Raw genomic sequence first — 19,135 nt, 5'->3', positions numbered from 1 at the left:
AATTGCCCTAACGTTGTGAAGTCCTTTGTGTCCGCTTTTTGGCCCCATCTGAACTCCCCAGGCGCAGTGCGTCAGGGCAGCCGGGGGAAGCGTGCATATACAAAACTTAGCGTCGGCCAGTTCTTCCCCATACTGATCGGGTGGGCGCACCTTTGATCCACTGGAGTAACTAACGTGAGCAAGCGGACTTTTCAGCCGAATAACCGCCGTCGAGCCAAGAAGCACGGCTTCCGCCTTCGTATGCGTACCCGTGCCGGCCGTGCTATCTTGGCAGCCCGTCGTGGCAAGGGCCGCACCGAACTGTCGGCCTAAATAACTGGCTTGTCGGTAGACATCCCTTTGCGAGTTTAAGGTGCTGGCCGCCCGCAACCGCTTGAGGACCTCAACCGATTTTTCAACAACTGTACGTTCCGGTGTCCGCAATGGGCGCCGGAACGTAGTGTTATATGCGGCAGCCATTGCTGCCGACGAACCCAGCCGGATCGGGTTCATTGTTTCCAAGAGTGTAGGGAACGCTGTGGTCAGGAACCTCGTTAAGAGGAGACTGAGAGAAGCAGCTGCTGCCTCGTTGCGCGAGCACCGTACGGGACTGGCTATCGTGGTTCGGGCGCTTCCGGCGTCCGCGTCGGCCAGTTGGGATCAGCTGCTGTCGGACTACAACGCTGCACTGGAATCTACGCTGAACCGGCTGGCAGGCCGCCCTCCACGGGCTGCCGCGACAGGTTCGGCCGGTACAAAACAGGAGGGGACAACGCGTGCCTAACGCCACCGCCGTCGTCGCCCTTTTCCGCAGCCTGGCCGCCGCCGTCGGCAGCTTCCTCTGGAACCTGCCCCGGACCATCCTCATCCTTCTACTGATGGCCTACCGCAAGGTGGTTTCTCCCTTGTACGGGCAGGTCTGCCGATTCTTCCCTTCATGCTCGGCCTATGCCCTTGAAGCGGTCACCGTCCATGGTGCCGTCAAGGGGAGCTGGCTCGCGGCCCGGCGCCTTGGCCACTGCCATCCATGGAACGCCGGCGGAGTGGACCACGTCCCCGCCGGCCGCAGGGAATGGCCAGCAGGCCAGACCCCCACAATTGTTGTGCTGAACAATCCGGACCGGTACCTGGTTGCTCGGACTGATGAAGAAGGCCGCAGTGCGGCCTGACGAATAGGGATAAGTATGGACTTCTTTGGAACAATCATGGCCCCGTTCAAGTGGCTGGTTTCCATCATCATGATCGGATTCCACGATGGCCTGAGCGCCATCGGGATGCCTGCTGCGAACGGCTGGACCTGGACCTTGTCCATCATCGGACTGGTGCTGGTGATCCGTGCAGCCCTGATTCCGGTATTCGTGAAGCAGATCAAGGCGCAGCGCGGCATGCAGCTCCTGCAGCCCGACCTGAAGAAGCTCCAGGACAAGTACAAGGGCAAGACCGACCAGCTGTCCCGACAGGCCATGGCCCAGGAACAGATGGCCATGTACAAGAAGCACGGGACCAACCCGTTCTCGGCCTGCCTTCCCATGCTGATCCAGATGCCGTTCTTCTTCGCCCTGTTCCAGGTGTTGTCAGGCATCACTGCAGCGCGCCAGACTGGTGCAGGCATCGGTGCCATGAGCCACGAGCAGGTGGTGCAGTTCGATGAGTCCAGCATTTTCGGCGCCCCACTCTCAGCATCCCTGTTGCATGGCGGCGGCGGCAACCAGGTTGCTGTGTGGATCCTTTCGATCGTGATGATCCTGGCTATGACCGCCTCGCAGTTCATCACGCAGAAGCAGATCATGGCCAAGAACATGTCTGAAGAGGCCATGGCCAGCCCGTTCATGCGCCAGCAGAAAATGATGCTGTACATCCTGCCGCTTGTCTTTGGCGTGGGCGGCATCAACTTCCCCATCGGTGTCCTCATCTACTGGACCACCACCAACCTCTGGACCATGGGCCAGCAGTTCTTCGTGATCCGCCGCATGCCGACGCCGGGATCCCCCGCAGCCAAGGCCCTCGCCGAGCGCCGTGCCGCAAAGGGCCTGCCGGCCTTGTCCGTCCTCACCGGCAAGCGGGATGACGCAGTCGACGCCGCCGGCTCCTCCGCAGTTGAGATCAAGGGACAGCGCGTCCAGCCCCAGCGCAAGAACAGGAAGAAGAAGTAATGTCAGCCGAGAGCACTGAGCACGCCTTCTCTGAAGAGATCGAAGATCAGGACGAGTCCGTGAACCAGGATGCTTCGTCCCCCAAGGGCTCTGCCGCCAGCCGCCTCGAGGAAGAGGGGGAGGTGGCCGCAGACTACCTGGAGGAACTGCTGGACATCGCCGACATCGATGGCGACATCGACATTGAGGTTCGCAACGGCCGGACGTATATCTCCATTGTTGCCGAAGAGGAATCCGAAGGGCTTGAAGGCCTGGTTGGCGAAGACGGTGAGGTCCTCGAGGCCCTCCAGGAGCTCACCCGGCTGGCTGTCCTGTCCGCCACAGAGAACCGTTCCCGGCTTGTCCTGGACATTAATGGCTATCGGCAGGAACGCACCGGCCATTTGCAGAAGATCGCCGAAGATGCGGCAGCGTCTGTCAAGGAAACCGGCAAGTCTGTGGCGCTGGAACCGATGAGCGCTTACGAACGCAAGATCGTGCACGACGCCGTGGCCGACCTCGGCCTCGTGAGTGAGTCCGAGGGCGAAGGCGCCGGACGCCACATTGTTGTTTCCGCAGACTAGAGAATGCTGACCCGATAACCATGGTTGACATCACGGCAGCAGAGCTTCGCGCTGCTGAGAAGATCTTCGGCGACCGCCTGGAACTGGCCAAGCGCTACGTGGAGCACCTGGCCACGTCCGGGACGGAGCGCGGCCTGATTGGGCCGCGTGAGGTTCCACGCCTGTGGAGTCGCCACGTGCTCAATTGTGCTGTCATCGAAAGTGAGATTGCCCAGGGAAGCCACGTTGCCGACGTCGGAAGCGGCGCCGGACTGCCGGGGCTTTGCCTTGCCATCGCCCGTCCCGACCTTGAGCTGACGCTCATTGAACCGTTGGAGCGCCGCGTGATCTGGCTCCAGGAAGTGGTCGATGACCTCGGCCTGGACAATGTCACGGTGATGCGCACGCGGGCTGAGCTGGCGGTAGGACAGGTGGAGGCCGACGTGGTGACGGCCCGGGCCGTATCCGCGTTGACCAACCTTGCCGGCCTGACCATCCCGCTTCTTGGGGGCCACGGTGAAGTGGTGGCCATCAAGGGCCGGAGTGCGGGCGAGGAGATCGAAAAGGCGGCCAAGACCATCCGCAAACTGGGTGGTGTCGAGACCTCCGTGCTGACCGTCGGCGACCATCTCCTGGAGGAGCCCACCACGGTGGTCCGCATCGTGGTGAACAAGTCCCAAAAGAAGTCCTAATGCGGGCCTGCTGACGGCTGTCAGCAGGCCGGAGCGGTTAGGCTAGACAACGGCAGCAAAATTGGCTGAACGAGAGTGAGCGTGCCCCAGTGACCAGTAGTGAAGCCTCCGCACAACGGATCCCACCGTTTGTGTCTTTGGGGTCGGCACGTTCTGTCGCTGGGTCGGGGTTGGCGGGCACCGCTATGGCTCCCGGTCGGGGTGGAAATCACCCTAAAGCGGTTGGTTCAGCGCCTTCCACCGGTGCAGTTTCACGTGAAACAACCGCGGGTGGTCGTTCGAACGTTATTGATGCCATTGATGACTCAAGTCCCATCGCGCGCGAGCTTGCCCACGAAACGAAACGCCGTGAACGACTGATGGGCCGCCAGCTGCCCCGGCCCGAAAAGACCCGGATCTTCACTGTTTCAAATCAAAAGGGTGGCGTCGGCAAGACCACCACTACCGTGAACATTGCCGCGGCTTTGGCGGCGGCTGGACTGAACGTCCTGGTTATCGATATCGACCCGCAGGGCAACGCTTCCACCGCGTTGGGCATCGAACACCATGCCGATGTGGACAGCATCTACGATGTTTTGATCAATGACGTACCGCTGGCCGATGTTGTTGCCCCCTGCCCGGACATAGGCAAACTCATCTGCGCCCCGGCCACCATCCACCTTGCAGGTGCCGAGATCGAACTGGTGTCGCTCGTGGCCCGGGAACAGCGGTTGCGCCGCGCCATTGATGTCTACGCGAAGACCCGCGAGAAGAACGGTGAAGAGCGACTGGATTACGTGTTCATTGACTGCCCTCCCAGCCTGGGTCTGCTGACAGTCAATGCTTTCTGCGCAGCCAGTGAAGTACTGATCCCCATCCAGTGCGAGTACTACGCCTTGGAAGGCCTGAGCCAGCTCCTCAAGAACATCGAGATGATCCAGAAGCACCTCAATGCGGACCTCGTTGTTTCCACCATCCTTCTGACGATGTATGACGGCCGCACCAATCTTGCGGCACAAGTCGCAGCGGAGGTACGGCAGCACTTCCCCGATCAGGTTCTCTCGGCCGTGGTGCCGCGGTCGGTGCGCATTTCAGAGGCCCCCAGCTACCAGCAGACGGTCATGACCTACGATCCGTCCTCGAGTGGTGCACTGTCCTACCTGGAAGCCGCTGCCGAAATAGCCGAACGCTAAAATCTTCAATACCGCAACGCACGGAGCCTGGCTGGTCCGGGGCTCTACCACTGGAGGGATTTACCCATGAGCGAGAAGCGACGGGGCCTAGGCCGCGGTCTTGGCGCGCTGATTCCGAGTTCCGCTGCAACCAATGGGGCCGGCAACGGTGGCGCGGTTTCCCGACCTGTGGACCTGTTCTTTCCGGAGGGCCGGAAGAAGACCGAGCCTTTGGAACAACCTGCAGCTGACGACGTCACGGTAGGCGACAAGGACGCCGCTACCCTTGGGGCGCGGCCGTCTGCAGCCAAGGCAGCTTCTGCCAAGACGGATTCGGACAAGAGTAGTAACGCTAAGAAGTCCGCTCCTGCAGCTGATGAGACGCCGACGAAGAAGACTCCTGCCAGGAAGGCTTCTGCGGGCTCGAATGAGAAGCCTGAACCCTCCCCTGTCGTGGAAGCAGCGGCTGCCCCCGAGGTGACGGAGGATACGGCCGTGGACAGCATAGAGCCGGCCAGGACCGGCACTGCGGACACACGGGCGGACTCCGGTGTTGAGTTGGTGGAAGTTCCCGGTGCGCGGTTCGCGGAGATCCCGGTGTCCGACATCCATCCGAACCGCAAACAGCCCCGGAATGTCTTTGATGAAGACGACATGGCTGAGCTGGTGCACTCCGTGCGTGAGATCGGTGTCCTCCAGCCAATTGTTGTTCGGACATCAACCGAAAACGATAATGAGCCGTACGAGCTCGTCATGGGTGAGCGCCGGTGGCGCGCCGTGCAGGCAGCGGGGTTGGACACCATCCCTGCCATTATCCGCGACACGACGGATGACGATCTCCTCCGGGATGCACTGCTCGAGAACCTACACCGCAGCCAGCTGAATCCTCTCGAAGAGGCTGCTGCTTACCAGCAGCTCCTGGAGGACTTCGGTACCACCCACGAGCAGTTGGCGGACCGCATCGGGCGTTCCCGTCCCCAGGTGTCCAACACGCTTCGACTGTTGAAGCTCCCCCCGCTGGTGCAGCGGCGTGTTGCTGCCGGTGTGCTCTCCGCAGGCCACGCCCGGGCTCTATTGTCTCTTCCCGATGCTGCCGCCATGGAGCGTCTTGCGCAGAAGATTGTTGCCGAAGGAATGTCTGTCCGCGCCACGGAGGAGGCAGTGACTCTTTATCAGGATCCTGCCAAGCCAGCGAAGAACAACATTCCGCGGCCCGGTGCCCGGCATGAGCGTCTGGACTATCTCGCATCGTCGCTCTCCGACCGCCTTGATACCAACGTCAAGATTTCCCTTGGTGTCAGGAAGGGCAAAGTCAGCATTGAGTTTGCCAGCGTTGAGGATTTGAACCGAATCATGGATGTACTTGCCCCTGGTTCGACCAACTGATCCAGCAGCGAAAGGCCCGATTCATCGCGAATCGGGCCTTTTCTTTTCTTGGTGGGCTTCTACGTCCATCCTGGTGAAGCCGATTTTTGCTTGTAGCATCCGGATCGTCCCGTCTCGTGGTGCCGGCGGCCGTCTTGGAAGGGCGAATGCCTCCTAAATTTGGAATCGGGTCGTTGGAAGTTGGCCTACAGCCTTCCGTGGCGCTACGACACCAGGGCCGGATGAACGGTCGTATTGCAGCGGAGGGCCTTGGAGCTGCATACGGCGCCACCCTTGCGGCTAGCCCTACTGACTTCACCCCTGCCCGTTTCTTGTTCCGACCGCCCGTATCCCCTATTCAGTTATGAGTGCTCTCAGAATGCAGCAGACAGCGCTGCATTCTGCGCCGATCCCCCGGCTTTGTTGTCGTTGGCGAAACCCGTAAACGTCCAGCTGCCATGGTTTCACGTGAAACCAGTGCGGGTAGTCGTCGTGCGAAGGAAATCGAAAAGGAATTTGCCGACTGAATCCCCCCCGTTGAATGCCCCACCGTCGCTTTCGGTTATCAAGAATGCGCAGGCGCGAATAGAGGGAAGTGGATCCGCTTCCTGGGATAGCGCGTGTTTGGGTGAGGTGGGAGCATTCCCCGATTTGGTCACAGTAGGTGCTGCCTGCCGCGGACTCCGCCCTCACGCACGGCAGCGCGCCCTGGTGCACCGGGCGCTCCTACGGTCTATTCGCTCGCGGGGAGGCAACATCTGACTCCTGCGCACTTCGCTGGTTACGGCCGTATGGGAGGGCTCTATAGGGTAGCTATGGGGCCGCAACCCTTACGAGGAGGGCATGAAGCAGGAAGGGGTCTTGTATGGGCTTCGCACTTAGGGCGTGGCTTTTGGCAGTCCCATGGGTAGCCTCCCAAGTCATTGGTTGACCCATTATCACCGGCAGTTTCGCGTCTCGTGGATGCAAGTAGTCGGCCAGTCCGTTGTCTTCCGTATCCGAAATGCGCAGCGCCACTGCTGGGCCGTTCTGTCGGACTCGATCACACTTCTGGTGCCTTCAACACCGTCGCAGTATCGACGCTCAGGTTGTGACTCCTGTCGAACGCTGGGTCACGAGTCTGCAGAACCATCGGGAAGGCGGCCTTATGTTTCACGTGAAACAAGGTGCCTTGCGATTTCTGTTTCGTTGGTCGAGCGCAGTGTTTCACGTGAAACAGCTCCTGCTGAGCATGCTCCTTCCCATAACCGTGCGGTTGCTTACCAGCCAGGGTCCGTTCAGCAATATCGGCACTGTCGGCTCCAACACGGGTTTTGTCTGTCGGCTATCTGCGATTGTAGTGCTCTTTTCCATCGCAATGCTTGATCATCCCCTGGCTGGCCCCTCGTCTCCCCCAAGATCTATTTGTCCCCTAAACACCCAGAGAGTTAAGGCCGGCTGCCGGGCTGATCACTGTGGGGGCGACAATCGCTCAACGGCGGAGACGACGCTAACCCTGCATCTCGCCCTACTTCTCCGAAGGACGTGCGCTCACGCGCGCACATGATTGGCGAGGCCGTAGGCATTGTGTTCTCCGCTCCATCGTGACCTATTTACCGCCGTAGCCAGCTGCGAGCCTGACAGCGCATGGAGAAGTGAGGTAAGAACGTTGTACGGTGAGTGGCGGCGGCGTCCGCGGAGTTAGTACGCTTCTCATTCCTGACCCAAGTCCAGCAGGGGCTTCATGAGGCAGCGACTAGAACGCGACGAGCTAGCCGGGGGCCCTGATGTGGGCTAAGGAATGTCATCGTAGGACGGAGGCGGCTGGCGGACCGCGCTTCTGAGTTACCGGATCAACGAACAGGCGCTCCGCACGTGGGCGATCTCACCGGTGGATATCCCTGTGGATAACAATGTGGAGAAGTTTGGGTATAACCAGCGATGTGTGAGTCGAGGGACAATGCTTCGATCCCAGCCGCTGCCCTTGCACTTCTGCTCCCGAAGTGTTCGCGCTACTCGTTTCCCCGTCTTGTTTCACGTGAAACACCGGCCGACCTCCGCGGATGCAGGTTAGGCGCCGAAAAGCAACTGGAAAAGCGTGATAATCGGCTACTCCCCTGCGAGGTATCAGCGCACCCCGGTCCTAACTGTCGCGCGCAGCTTGCCACATGCGACGTAACGATACCTGCTGCGGCGTTTTAGTCTGGAGCCCGGACGCCAACATCAAACCTGACAGAGCAGGAGAGGTGTGGATAAGTGTGTGGATAAGCTGTCGGGCGGCTTGTGGATAAGACTGTGGACAAAGCCATGATCTCCTCCCCAAGCGGGGCCACAGGAACTGGTCGGCGGCCAGCTTCAGGATACTTGTTGGCGCGCTCTTGACCGCGAAGAGGCCCACCTGCCCCCTCGACATGACAAGGACGAAGCTACAATCCATCGGGGGAATGCCTGACCATCGCCATGAACCGAGAGTGCGACCTCATACCGGACTTCAAAGTCCTTCCGGGCAAGCGGCGTCCGGGACGGCTTGCACCTCCCGAAGACCTAGTGCTGTGAAGGCCTAGTGCTGTGGAGTGGTTTGATCGAGTCTGAGCCCAGACAGGACATCGTGGCAGTCAAGGAGCTCCTACGGTGCCAGGTGCGCGCCTCCTACGGAAGCAGAAAATGAATGCTACTTCTTGCTTATCCAGCGGATGCTGAGGACGCTACCCTTGGTCGTCGGATCCGTAGTCGCCCAGTCTGCGGATGATGCTTCCACGTGGCCGAAGGCCTGTTGGCATAGAGGTTTTGCGACGGAAATGCTGAGGAGAGGCCGCTGAGCGGCTCCAGCTCCGTGTGCGGTTCATTGACCTCCGTTTCACGTGAAACATCGCCGCGTGTTTCACGTGAAACAGTTCCCGTTCCCGTTGATGCAGCCGTGGTCGGCAAGCCGCTAAGTCCACGCCTTCCACGATAGGATGAAGAAAGACGCTAGGCACATCTGCAACCGTGCGATCCGTAGTGCGGGGACATCAAGGGCCTTCGCCGGTTCTGTCGCGAGGGATTGTTCGTGTCCACTGCCCACCAGGATTTGGCTTCCAGCCACGCAGGAGCTCATAGTACAACCTTCGAATCCGTTAGGAGAACCGACGTGCTGCGTGGCCTCGGTCCCAGACAAAGTACTGGCCGCAGCCAGTCGCGTATTAGCAGAAATGCGCTCAAGAGGTAGGCCACGGCGCAGTAGCACAAGAGGTTCCCTAGGGAGAATGGCAGGGCCACAGGTCTTGTCTTCATTCCCCCACTTCTCTTGACGAGATACGGCGCCGGTGCGGGCCTTGGACATCCGAGGCATCCTTGCAAGGCGGATAGAAGCTGTACAGGCGTCCTGCGGGGCCTCGGCCGAAATGCTCCACGCCACGCGTCCGATGCCTCGCACAGTGGGCCTGCCGGTGAGGGCAACCTCCTACTTTCTGGTGTGGTTTCGCTTATGAACCCTCGATCCATGGCCTCAAGCGCACGGAAACCTGTGACTATTCTGTCGAAGGCAGGATGCGTAGCGTTGATCTCTCGCTCTCGCCGTTCCCACATGTTGTCTTCCTATGCATTCGCCGAGCCTTTCAGTGCGCGCCGACGCTGCTGGCCTGGGGGTTAGGCATGCAGGTCTGATTCAGCGCGTTTCTGTTTCACGTGAAACCAGGGCGGACCTGTGCTCCTCCCCTTCACTACCACCTGAGCTGGGTGCTCCGGGGGAAAGGCAACGGGTAGCGCTGCAAGGGCTGGCTGTATCAAGTTCCAGTCCAAAATCCGAGTCATTAGTGCCCTTCGCCGCATCTTTCGACTGTACAGCGGCTGCTACCGCAGCGTACCCACCCATTGCTTTTATGGCCGGCGCGAGGCCCTCAATCGAGGCGGTTTTTTGCTGGCGGTTGAAACCATAGAAAGGGACAGGTACCGCAGGAGTTTCACGTGAAACATCAGGATGATACCAGCGCACGCTGTTCGGCTTAAACAAGAATGGCCACCGCTGAAAGGAGGTGGCCATTCTCGTGTGGGTAACTCCCCTGCTTGTGACTGGGGCAGGCAATTATGAAAGAACGTCAGAGAATTCTTTCTCAAAGAACTGCTTGGGCTTGGCTCCGATGACAGTGCTCTTCACTTCGCCGCCCTGGAACAGGTACACGGCAGGGATGGACGTGATTCCATATTCAGCGGCAATGGCAGGGTTGTCATCAACATTGACCTTGACGACGTTAACTTTTTCACTGTACTCGACAGAGATTTCGTCCAGGATGGGACCGAGCTTGCGGCAAGGGCCGCACCATTCGGCCCAAAAATCTACGATTACCGGCTTCTCGGCGGACAGTACGTCGGCGCCGAAACTTGCGTCAGTTACATCTTTAGCGTTGCTCATAACCTTATCTTTCTCTTCGGATATCAATGGGCGCAGATTATGCCGGCAGGTCTGCCAGGTAGTGTTCGACGTCAATTGCCGCCACGCAGCCCGAACCGGAAGCGGTGATGGCTTGGCGGTACGTGGGGTCCACAACATCGCCGGCAGCGAATACGCCGGGGACACTCGTCCTGGAGCTGCGACCCTCCACGGCTATGGTTCCGTCCGGGGTCAACTCGAGGACATCTTTGACGAGGTCCGTGCGGGGATCGTTGCCGATAGCGACGAAGACACCGGTGACGGCAAGATCGGACACAGAACCGTCCGACAGGTTCTTCAACCGAAGACCGCTCACTTTGGCGGTTCCCAGCACGTCATCCACGGTGCTGTTCCATACGAACTTGATCTTCTCGTGGGCGAGTGCACGGTCCGCCATAATCTTAGAGGCCTTCAGTGAATCACGGCGATGAACAACCGTTACCGATTTCGCGAACTTGGTGAGGAACAAGGCCTCCTCCATTGCCGAATCACCGCCGCCAATGACAGCGATGTCCTGGTCCTTGAAAAAGAAACCATCACAGGTTGCACACCAGCTGACGCCGTGTCCTGACAGGCGCTTCTCGTTGGGGAGACCCAGCTCCCTGTAGGCAGAACCGGTGGAGAGAATGACCGCTTTAGCCTGGAAGGTCTCCCCCGTGGCGATGGTCACCGTCTTGACGGGACCCTCGAGCTCCAAAGCCGTGACGTCCTCAAACTGGATCTCGGTCCCGAAGCGCGCTGCCTGCTTCTCGAAGTTCTCCATGAGGTCCGGCCCCATGATCCCGTCAGGAAAGCCCGGATAGTTTTCCACGTCAGTGGTGTTCATCAACTCGCCGCCGGCCGTCACAGATCCTGCCAGCAGCAGAGGCTTGAGGTTCGCCCTGGCTGTATAGACGGCTGCCGTATAGCCTGCCGGGCCTGAGCCCACAATGATGACGTCGCGAACGTCGGACGCCGTCTTTTCTTCGATGGTCACTGGAGCGTGAACCTCTTCCTTGTTCGACTCGCCTCCCGGTGGAGGCCGGCCACATGGCACAACTGTGCGCGCGTGCTGAATATTCCATCGCCCGGGCAAGGTAAACCATCCGGGAAGAAGGGAGACCAGCCGTCGCAGGGCGCTTTTTCCAGACTACATTCCCTCCGCGACTGCCCGGACGGCAGCAGTAACAGCGGCAGTAATATGCAGGGCCGTAATGACGCGTACTCCGGCCCTTGCTCGTGGGACCTCTGCTACTGGACCTTGATTTCAGCCAACCGGAGGCCGTAGCCGTACCGGGTCTTGGGAGCTGCCAGCTTGGGGAGCGAATTGATGGAGACAATAACGTACTGCGCCTGGACCGGTTCCGGGAGCGGCATGTTCAGGTCGGTGGACGTGAAACTGTTGGTCCCCACTGCCTTGGCTCCGTCCATGGAAGGCCGGTCATTGGTGTAGACCGTGATGTTGCCGCCCGACCCTCCAAGCTGGGAGAGCGTGATGGAAGAGACAGTTGCAGCGCCCTTGAGCTTCACCACAAGGGGAACGCCCTGCGGCGCCAAGCCGCCCCAGTTCTCGGTGGCGAACTCCATGTCGGACCAGTAGCTGGCGGCGTTGCCGTCGTAGGCCTTGATCAGATCGCGATCGAAGGTTGCGGCGAAGTCGAAGTTCCCCTGCCGGCTGACACTCTCAATGGCGGGTGGAACTGCCGGCGGCGCAGACGGTGCTGCCTGCGTTGCAGGTGCTGACGCCTGGGAGTTGGTAGTTGCCGGGGCGGCTGTCGGCTTGGCCTGCGGTTCGGAGGTGAAGAGGCTGCCGAGGTTGGTCACGGCGAAGATCAGCCCGGCGATCAGCACGACGGCCAGGAGGCCGCCAACCAACCAGCGCATCGAACGAGGCTGGTTTTCGGGCTCATCACGGTCATCGTCGTCATCGTTACGGTCAGCGAACGCCACACCGGCGGCAGCGGGTGCCGCTGCACGCGCGAAGAAGGCCGGCTTGCCCGTTGCCGGACGCTGTTCCTGCGGGGATTCGTGAGTGTCCTCGTAGTGGTCCTTGTCCCCTGCCTGCGCATAGTCGTCATCGGACCACCGGGAAACCTTCGGAGTGCGGTCCTCTTCGGAGGGCTGGACCCGCGGCTGGGGTGTGCTTGTGGCAGCCGTATCGTTGGGGCCCGTATCTGCATCCGTGGAACCAGTGCGCGCCTGCAGGGATTGGTCATAAGGGGCGACAGGCTGTGCGGCAGTGGCGTCCGGATCGATTCGGGAGGCTCCGCCTCCGGCTTTCGAAGCCGCTGCACCAGCAGCGGAGGCACCTGCAGCACCAGCAGCGGCGGCCCCGACGCCAGAACCGAAACCAGCACCTGCACCTGCACCAGCTGCGCCGGTGCGGCCGGGCGCGGCGGGCTGCTGGGCGGCGGGACGGGCAGTAGGCCTGGGCGGTACGGCCGAAGTGGACCGGTAGGGATCAACCTGGCTGGGGTGCGTATCGGCGTAGTTGATGTATCCGGCGTCGACGTGGTCTTCCTCGTCGTACGGCTCGGGCTCGTGTGACCGCGGCTGGCCGAAGATTTCACTGCCCAAGGTGTCCGTGAAGAACGGCTCCACATAGGGCGGATTGGGCGTTACCGCCAGGTCCAGCAGGTCTGCCGCGGACGTGTGGTTGGTGATGAGGTAGGTGGCGTCCTCGGTGACGCCAAGGTCCAATACCTGCACGGTGCCGGGACGTTCGCCTGTGGCGACCTCGCGGGCACTCTGGGCAACCTGTTCGGTGTTCTCCGGTCCGGCGACCAGGATACTGACGGGGCGGTTGAGGACCTGGTCCACACCGTCCAGCACCAGATCGTGGTCGTGCGAGGCCAACACTGTGGCGGTGACCTTGTAGCGGCCGCCCAGTACTGATCCGACATCGATCGGGTTGGACACGTGTTCCTCCTAGACTGTCCGGGATTGCCGGTCTGATGACGCAACCGCCGTTCGGGTGCCGCGCATGGCAAAACCGCGAATGCAACTACCCCTGTACCTGTTCGATCCTAGCCGATCCGCCCCAAACGGCTGTGGAGAAGACGTGCGCCGGACAGGATGGGACTCACTTTTTCCGCTTGCGCCGGTTCTTGAAATACGGGTTCTCGCCGGCCTTGCCCTGGTACGTCCGGCGGCCCGGAAGCGGGATCTGCTCCCTGAGCAGGCCGCCCCGGGCAGTGCCCGGCTGGTCCTCACCCGGCAGGTAGGCGCCGTCGGCACCTTGCCGCGCGCCGTCGTCGTACGTTTCCTGCCGCCGGGCACCGCGCTCCGGATCCGGGCCGGCACGGAAGGAGACGGCGTCGAACTCGCCCGAAATCCGGGGGATAAGCCCGGTATCAACGGACGTGGTGGCCCGCTCGGGGCGGTGATTGCGCTCCCCCTCCGCACCTTCACCGGAAGTGGGCGACGGCGTGTCCCCGGCTTCCGGAGCAGCGGCCTGGCCTCCTCCGCGGCCGAACCTGCCCAGCAGGTCGTTGAGCTCAGAGACCCGGAACAGCTTGAGCAGGAAGAAATACACCACGAGCATGACGGGGCCCACCACAACGACGGTGACCAGCGCGGTGAGTCGGTTCTGCCATGCGAAACCGTCCGGGTTGTAGCTGCCCAGGAGCCAGAGGGCGCCGGCACCGGCAATGGCCGAGCCAAGGGCCGCGTACCCCATCCGGATGTACGAGTTGGCGATCCGCGGGCCGTCCAGGTGGCCCAGCATGCGCCGCAGGAAGAACGCACTGATGACCACGGAGAGGATGTTGCCCACCATGTAGAGGACGGCGATGGCATAGATGATCTGGCCCACCGGCAGGAACTGGATGGCAAAGGCACCGGCCACGTACACCACCGCGAGCAGCAGCTGCACGTAGAACGGTGTGCGGGCGTCCTCGTTGGCGTAGAACACGCGGGACATCATGAAGTTGGCACTCATGAACGGCGTGCTGAGGGCCAGGATGGTCAGCGTCTGGGCCAGCATGACGCCGTCCTGCCGTGAGCCGCCGGAGAAGAACATGCCCAGCGGGCCGGCCAGGGCAAACAGCGCCAGGGCGCCGAAGACAGTGGCCACTGCCATGGTCCGCAGGCCGTGCGAGAGGGCATCGCGCAGTTCCGCGCGGTTGCCGTCCTGGGACGCCCTGGTCATGCGGTTGAAGAGCACCGTGGCCAGGGACAGCGCGATGATCGAGTGCGGCAGCAGGTAAAGCTGGCTGGCCACTTCAAGGACTGCGTTGCCGGGAAGGGTGTCGGCGGACGGGTTCCCCGCCTCCTTTAGCCGGATGCGTTCGGCGCCTGGGATGGTGGCGATGCGCATGACGTACAGGAAGGCCAGCTGCCCGACGGCGGCCGTCAGCAGCGTCCATACGCTCAGCCTGGCTGCGTGGCCCAGTCCAACGCCCCGCCACCCGAAGCGGGGGCGGAGGCCGAGCTTGAGCCGGAAGACCGGGACCAGCAGGATGGCGGTCTGGGAGAGCACGCCGATGGTGGAGAACCCGGCCACCAGGAGCGTTTGGGTGGGGCCCCAGTTGTCCAGCGTGTGGGGGTTGAGTTCGTTGGTGCCGAAGATCCAGATGAACATGCCCAGGCCGGCGATGGCCACCAGGTTGTTCAGGATGGGTGCCCACATGGCGGGCCCAAAGGCGCCGTTGGCGTTCAGGACCTGGGTGAGCAGGGCATAGAGGCCGTAGAAGAAGATCTGCGGCAGGCACCAGAAGGCAAAAGCCACTGCCAGCGCTTTTTGCTGTGGTGAATAGCCCTGCGTGGTCAGTTCGATCACGCCCGGCGCTGCCAGGGTGACCAGTGCCGTCAGGCCGAGCAGGAGCAGCACCGCCAGCGTCAGCAGCCGGCTGATGTAGTCCGCTCCCCTGTCCGGGGCTTTGCTGGCCTTGATGATCTGCGGGACCAGTACGGCGTTGAACACGCCGCCGGCTACCAAGAGGAAGATCAGGTTGGGCAGGTTGTTGGCGTTGATGAACGTGTCGTTGACCGTTGAGCCCAGGCCCAGGGCGGTGCCGAGCATCCAGGTCTTGCCGAAGCCCAGGAAACGCGAGACGAGGGTGCCGGCCGCCATGATGGCGCTGGAACGGGTCTCGCTGGCCCCTGCTGCTGCGGGCTGGGCCATGTCCGGAGCCGCCGGCTCCGGGGGCACTCCGTCGGGTGCGGCGTCATCGGGCCGGCCGGACCGGTCTGAAGGAAAGTTGGTAGCTGACATCGACTTCATCGTCTCACCCACCGGCACTTAACACCGCAATGGCGACGGCGGCGTTCGGGCTTAGAGGTGCCCGGGCAGGACCTCGCGGGCAAGGTCGGCGATACGGCGTTCGTTGGGGAAGGACAGCTTCCGTGCAAGTTCCTGGATGGGCACCCACGCCACATCCACGGCTTCCTGGTCGGGATCGTTCTCGATGGTGAGTTCACCGCCCGTGGCACGCAGGAGGTAATGGTGCACGGTCTTGTGGACCCGGTGGCCGCTGACGGTGAACCAGTAATCGATGCTGCCAAGCGGCGCCAGGATGGTGCCCTCGATGCCGGTCTCCTCGGCAATTTCCCGGACCGCGGCCTCTTCGTTGTTTTCCTTGCCCTCCGGATGCCCCTTGGGCAGGCACCACTCCAGGCGTCCACCCCTGTTAAGGCGGGCGATGATCGCAACCCTCAATTCGGCGTCGGACGTATCCACCACAACGCCGCCGGCCGAGACTTCCTCCACCGTAGGCAGGGACGCCGGTGCCGATTGCTGGGCAGGGGCAACGTGCGCCCCGATTGCCGACGGCAATGGTGCGTTCGTCCTCCTGCCGGGAGCGCTCGGTACTGGATGGGCCATGGAGTCCACTCTAACGACTGTTGCCCTCCGGTGATGACCGGAACATGACACCAACATGGACGGGATATGACGCACTTTCCGGCATGGAACCTCAATCCGCGCGGATCGTGACGCTTTTTTGGACTGCCGCGGCGCTGGTTTCTGCCAAGCTTAAGGAACTATGTCGCACGCACATCACAAGATTGATTCCCACACTGTCGACTTCAAGGTGGACCCGGTGGTCCTGGAGCTCGGGCAGCGGTTCGTGGACGCCGGTCACGAGTTGTCACTGGTGGGCGGTCCCGTGCGCGACCTGTTCCTTGGCCGGACCTCCCCCGACCTGGACTTCACCACTGACGCCACCCCGGACCAGACCGTGGCGCTGATCAAGAAGTGGGCGGACAACTTCTGGGAGATCGGCCGCGCCTTCGGCACCATCGGCATGCGCAAGGCCGGCTTCCAGATCGAGATCACCACGTACCGGGCCGAGGCGTACGATCCCGACTCCCGCAAGCCGATGGTGGCGTTCGGTTCCTCCTTGACCGACGACCTGCTGCGCCGCGACTTCACCATTAACGCCATGGCCTTGAAGCTGCCCTCCATGGAACTGGTGGACCCCTTCGGCGGCGTCCGCGACCTCCACGCCTCCGTGCTGGCCACCCCCGGCGCGCCCGAAGCGTCCTTCTCCGATGACCCCCTCCGGATGATGCGGGCCGCCCGGTTCGCCGCGCAGCTGGGAGTTTCGGTCTCCGGCGACGTCCGGGAGGCCATGACGGGCATGGCGGACCGGATCAGGATCATTTCCGCCGAGCGCGTCCGGGACGAACTGGTCAAACTGGTCTGCGGAGACCGGCCACGCGTGGGGATTGACCTCCTGGTGGACACCGGACTGGCCGAGCATGTGCTGCCCGAGGTCTCCGCCCTCCGGCTCGAATCCGATGAGCACCACCGGCACAAGGACGTCTACCAGCACTCCCTCCAGGTGCTGGAACAGGCAGCAGAGCTTGAAACCGACGCGGAGGGGCCCGTGCCCGGCCCGGACTTCGTGCTGCGTTTCGCAGCATTAATGCACGACGTCGGAAAGCCGGCGACGCGCCGCTTCGAACCGGGCGGCGCGGTGAGCTTCCGCCACCACGACATGGTGGGTGCCAAGCTCACCAGCAAGAGGATGAAGGCGCTGCGGTTCGACAACGACACCATTAAGGCCGTCGCACGGCTGGTGGAGCTCCATATGCGCTTCTACGGCTACGGCGATGCGGGCTGGAGCGATTCCGCTGTCCGCCGGTATGTGACCGACGCCGGCCCGCTGCTGGAGCGGCTGCACCGCCTGACCCGCTCCGACGTCACCACGCGTAACCAGCGCAAAGCCGAGCGTTTGGCCTTCGCCTACGACGACCTGGAGGCCAGGATCGCAGCCCTCCGCGAACAGGAGTCCTTGGACGCGGTGCGTCCGGACCTGGACGGAGCCCGGATCATGGCCCTGCTGGACATCAAACCGGGGCCTGTGGTGGGCCGCGCCTACAAGTTCCTCCTGAATGAACGGATGGAACACGGACCACTGCCCACCGAAGAAGCTGAGGCGCGCCTCCTCCGGTGGTGGGCCGAACAGGCTGAATCCGCACCTGCCGCACCCGGCCCCGAAGCCCCTCCCGCCGTCGTCGAACCTTCACCCGTTGAGGAGTCCAAGTGACCAACCCCGCCTTTGCCCCGCGCCCCCAGCTCTGGATCCTCCGCCACGGCGAAACCGAATGGTCCAAGAGCGGGCAGTACACGGGCCTCACGGACCTCCCGCTGACCGTGGAAGGCGAGCAGCAGGCCGTGGAGGCCCGCAAGGTACTGGACGGCGTCGACTTCGACCTGGTGCTCACCTCCCCGCTCCGGCGCGCTCGGCGGACGGCCGAACTCGCTGGCTTCCCCGATGCCCGGCATGAACCACTCGCCGTTGAATGGAACTACGGAGACTACGAGGGGATCAGTTCGGACCTCATCCGCAAGGACAATCCCGACTACCTGATCTGGACGCATGGCGTGCCCAACGGTGAGACACTCGACGAGGTGGCCGCCAGGGCGGACAAGATCATCGGCCGGATCCTGGAATCCGGGATGGACAACGTGCTGATCGTGGCGCACGGACACTTCTCCCGCATCCTCACGGCGCGCTGGCTGGAATTGCCGCCCACCGAAGGCCGGCATTTCATTCTTGGCACGGCGAAAGTCTGCACGCTTGGCTGGGATAAAAAGACACCCGCTATTGTGCGCTGGGGCCTTTGAATCTCTTTATTCAAAAAGTTTCGTCCTTTTCCCCGGAATTGCTGGTCTTCCATGGAATCCTGCGGTACCTTTATTCCTGACCCCACGGTGATCTGCCCGGGTCCTTGACCGCATTGCACCCCACGCAGCGGACAGCAGAAAAGGAGGTTGGGATAATGATGACTTTGACTGGCGAATGGAATGCCCCCATCAATGCATTCCCGGCCTTTGCTGATGACGCGTGCGTGGCTTCGGTCAACTCCGGCTACCGCCGGGCGGCGGCCCTCCCGGGCCTGCTGCGGCGCCGCTAACAAGCGCCGGCTTCCCGGACACCCGCTCCGCACGGCCCAGGCCGGGAATGTGCCCTGGCAGGGCCGCGCGGCTTCCCCGTTGAGTTTCCGGCTTGCTTTCCGGAACTGCTGGTGCCCCGGCACCCGCTGCGCAGCCGCATAATCCCGCGTTCGTCAGAACTCTTTCCCGGGGCCGTGCTCCACGCTTGGCTCACGGTGCTCAGTGCCGAGATTGTGCTCTTTGTGCGCAATTCCCGCTAATCCCCTTCAATTGATTTTTTGCGCCCTAATTCGCGCCGCTTTTGCGCGCAGAAATACGGCGCTAATTTCCCATGCGCTTTTGCGCCCTATTTCCGAAGAAAGGAGGTGGCTCCCTTGATGCGAATAATCATGGGGCTCCTGTCCCGTCCCCTGCAGCGCCGCAGTTCCCTGAACACTGCCCTGCTGGAGCAGCACAGGAACGACGTTTTCGTGCTCATGCACCAGCAGATGGGCGGTCTGCGCTGACGGCCGGCCCCGATCCCGCGGGACGGGGCCGGCTGTA

The 19,135-nt window shown here is 62.1% G+C and carries 17 protein-coding genes; 12 read left to right on the top strand and 5 right to left on the bottom strand.

From position 1 onward, the window contains the following. Positions 1–174 precede the first annotated feature (174 nt). The 8 genes from rpmH (at position 175) to FBY36_RS08775 (ending at position 5,903) form a co-directional block, all read left to right on the top strand. Entirely contained in the window at positions 175–312 is a 138-nt protein-coding gene (gene rpmH / locus FBY36_RS08810; protein ID WP_003800212.1) for a 50S ribosomal protein L34, read from the top strand. Between the two features lie 40 nt (positions 313–352). Further along, the gene (gene rnpA, locus FBY36_RS08805; protein WP_142118639.1) at positions 353–763 is read left to right on the top strand and encodes a ribonuclease P protein component; all 411 of its coding nucleotides are present in this window, start codon (positions 353–355) and stop codon (positions 761–763) included. Further along, positions 756–1,148, top strand: a complete 393-nt coding sequence (gene yidD, locus FBY36_RS08800; RefSeq protein ID WP_200830466.1) for a membrane protein insertion efficiency factor YidD — start codon at positions 756–758, stop codon at positions 1,146–1,148. The genes rnpA and yidD overlap by 8 nt, the downstream gene beginning before the upstream one ends. Before the next feature lie 15 nt (positions 1,149–1,163). Further along, the gene (gene yidC / locus FBY36_RS08795) at positions 1,164–2,132 is read left to right on the top strand and encodes a membrane protein insertase YidC (RefSeq protein WP_142118635.1); all 969 of its coding nucleotides are present in this window, start codon (positions 1,164–1,166) and stop codon (positions 2,130–2,132) included. Then, positions 2,132–2,695 (top strand): Jag family protein, encoded by a 564-nt coding sequence (locus FBY36_RS08790; RefSeq protein ID WP_142118633.1) that lies wholly within the window; start codon positions 2,132–2,134, stop codon positions 2,693–2,695. The genes yidC and FBY36_RS08790 overlap by 1 nt, the downstream gene beginning before the upstream one ends. A gap of 20 nt (positions 2,696–2,715) precedes the next feature. Beyond that, positions 2,716–3,366 (top strand): 16S rRNA (guanine(527)-N(7))-methyltransferase RsmG, encoded by a 651-nt coding sequence (rsmG, locus tag FBY36_RS08785; RefSeq protein ID WP_142118631.1) that lies wholly within the window; start codon positions 2,716–2,718, stop codon positions 3,364–3,366. An 89-nt stretch (positions 3,367–3,455) separates the two neighbouring features. Further along, positions 3,456–4,538, top strand: a complete 1,083-nt coding sequence (locus tag FBY36_RS08780; protein WP_235008765.1) for a ParA family protein — start codon at positions 3,456–3,458, stop codon at positions 4,536–4,538. Positions 4,539–4,604: 66 nt separating this feature from the next. Continuing rightward, positions 4,605–5,903: a ParB/RepB/Spo0J family partition protein gene (locus FBY36_RS08775; RefSeq protein WP_142118627.1), complete on the top strand. Its 1,299-nt coding sequence runs from the start codon at positions 4,605–4,607 to the stop codon at positions 5,901–5,903. Positions 5,904–9,924: 4,021 nt separating this feature from the next. Here FBY36_RS08775 and trxA read toward each other — a convergent pair. The 5 genes from trxA to FBY36_RS08740 all read right to left on the bottom strand — a co-directional run bounded on the left by trxA (position 9,925) and on the right by FBY36_RS08740 (position 16,024). Beyond that, the gene (trxA, locus tag FBY36_RS08770) at positions 9,925–10,251 is read right to left on the bottom strand and encodes a thioredoxin (RefSeq protein WP_142118625.1); all 327 of its coding nucleotides are present in this window, start codon (positions 10,249–10,251) and stop codon (positions 9,925–9,927) included. Between the two features lie 37 nt (positions 10,252–10,288). Next, positions 10,289–11,245 (bottom strand): thioredoxin-disulfide reductase, encoded by a 957-nt coding sequence (gene trxB / locus FBY36_RS08765; protein WP_142118623.1) that lies wholly within the window; start codon positions 11,243–11,245, stop codon positions 10,289–10,291. A gap of 254 nt (positions 11,246–11,499) precedes the next feature. Then, positions 11,500–13,167 (bottom strand): ABC transporter substrate-binding protein, encoded by a 1,668-nt coding sequence (locus FBY36_RS20555; RefSeq protein WP_160141883.1) that lies wholly within the window; start codon positions 13,165–13,167, stop codon positions 11,500–11,502. A gap of 163 nt (positions 13,168–13,330) precedes the next feature. Continuing rightward, complete coding sequence (gene murJ, locus FBY36_RS08745) at positions 13,331–15,463, bottom strand: murein biosynthesis integral membrane protein MurJ (RefSeq protein WP_142118617.1); 2,133 nt, start codon at positions 15,461–15,463, stop codon at positions 13,331–13,333. A 60-nt stretch (positions 15,464–15,523) separates the two neighbouring features. Next, entirely contained in the window at positions 15,524–16,024 is a 501-nt protein-coding gene (locus tag FBY36_RS08740) for an NUDIX hydrolase (protein WP_056335973.1), read from the bottom strand. Positions 16,025–16,232: 208 nt separating this feature from the next. Here FBY36_RS08740 and FBY36_RS08735 point away from each other — a divergent pair, with 208 nt between their 5' ends. The 4 genes from FBY36_RS08735 to FBY36_RS21000 all read left to right on the top strand — a co-directional run bounded on the left by FBY36_RS08735 (position 16,233) and on the right by FBY36_RS21000 (position 19,098). Next, entirely contained in the window at positions 16,233–17,741 is a 1,509-nt protein-coding gene (locus FBY36_RS08735; protein WP_142118615.1) for a CCA tRNA nucleotidyltransferase, read from the top strand. Beyond that, positions 17,738–18,322, top strand: a complete 585-nt coding sequence (locus FBY36_RS08730) for a histidine phosphatase family protein (protein WP_018769863.1) — start codon at positions 17,738–17,740, stop codon at positions 18,320–18,322. Before FBY36_RS08735 ends, FBY36_RS08730 begins: the two co-directional genes overlap by 4 nt. A 155-nt stretch (positions 18,323–18,477) precedes the next feature. Next, positions 18,478–18,612 (top strand): hypothetical protein, encoded by a 135-nt coding sequence (locus tag FBY36_RS21005; protein ID WP_268815552.1) that lies wholly within the window; start codon positions 18,478–18,480, stop codon positions 18,610–18,612. Positions 18,613–18,969: 357 nt separating this feature from the next. After that, the gene (locus FBY36_RS21000) at positions 18,970–19,098 is read left to right on the top strand and encodes a hypothetical protein (RefSeq protein WP_268815551.1); all 129 of its coding nucleotides are present in this window, start codon (positions 18,970–18,972) and stop codon (positions 19,096–19,098) included. Positions 19,099–19,135 lie beyond the last annotated feature (37 nt).

The organism is Arthrobacter sp. SLBN-122 (genome assembly GCF_006715165.1).
Lineage (GTDB): Bacteria > Actinomycetota > Actinomycetes > Actinomycetales > Micrococcaceae > Arthrobacter.
This window is presented reverse-complemented; position numbering and strand designations above follow the sequence as displayed.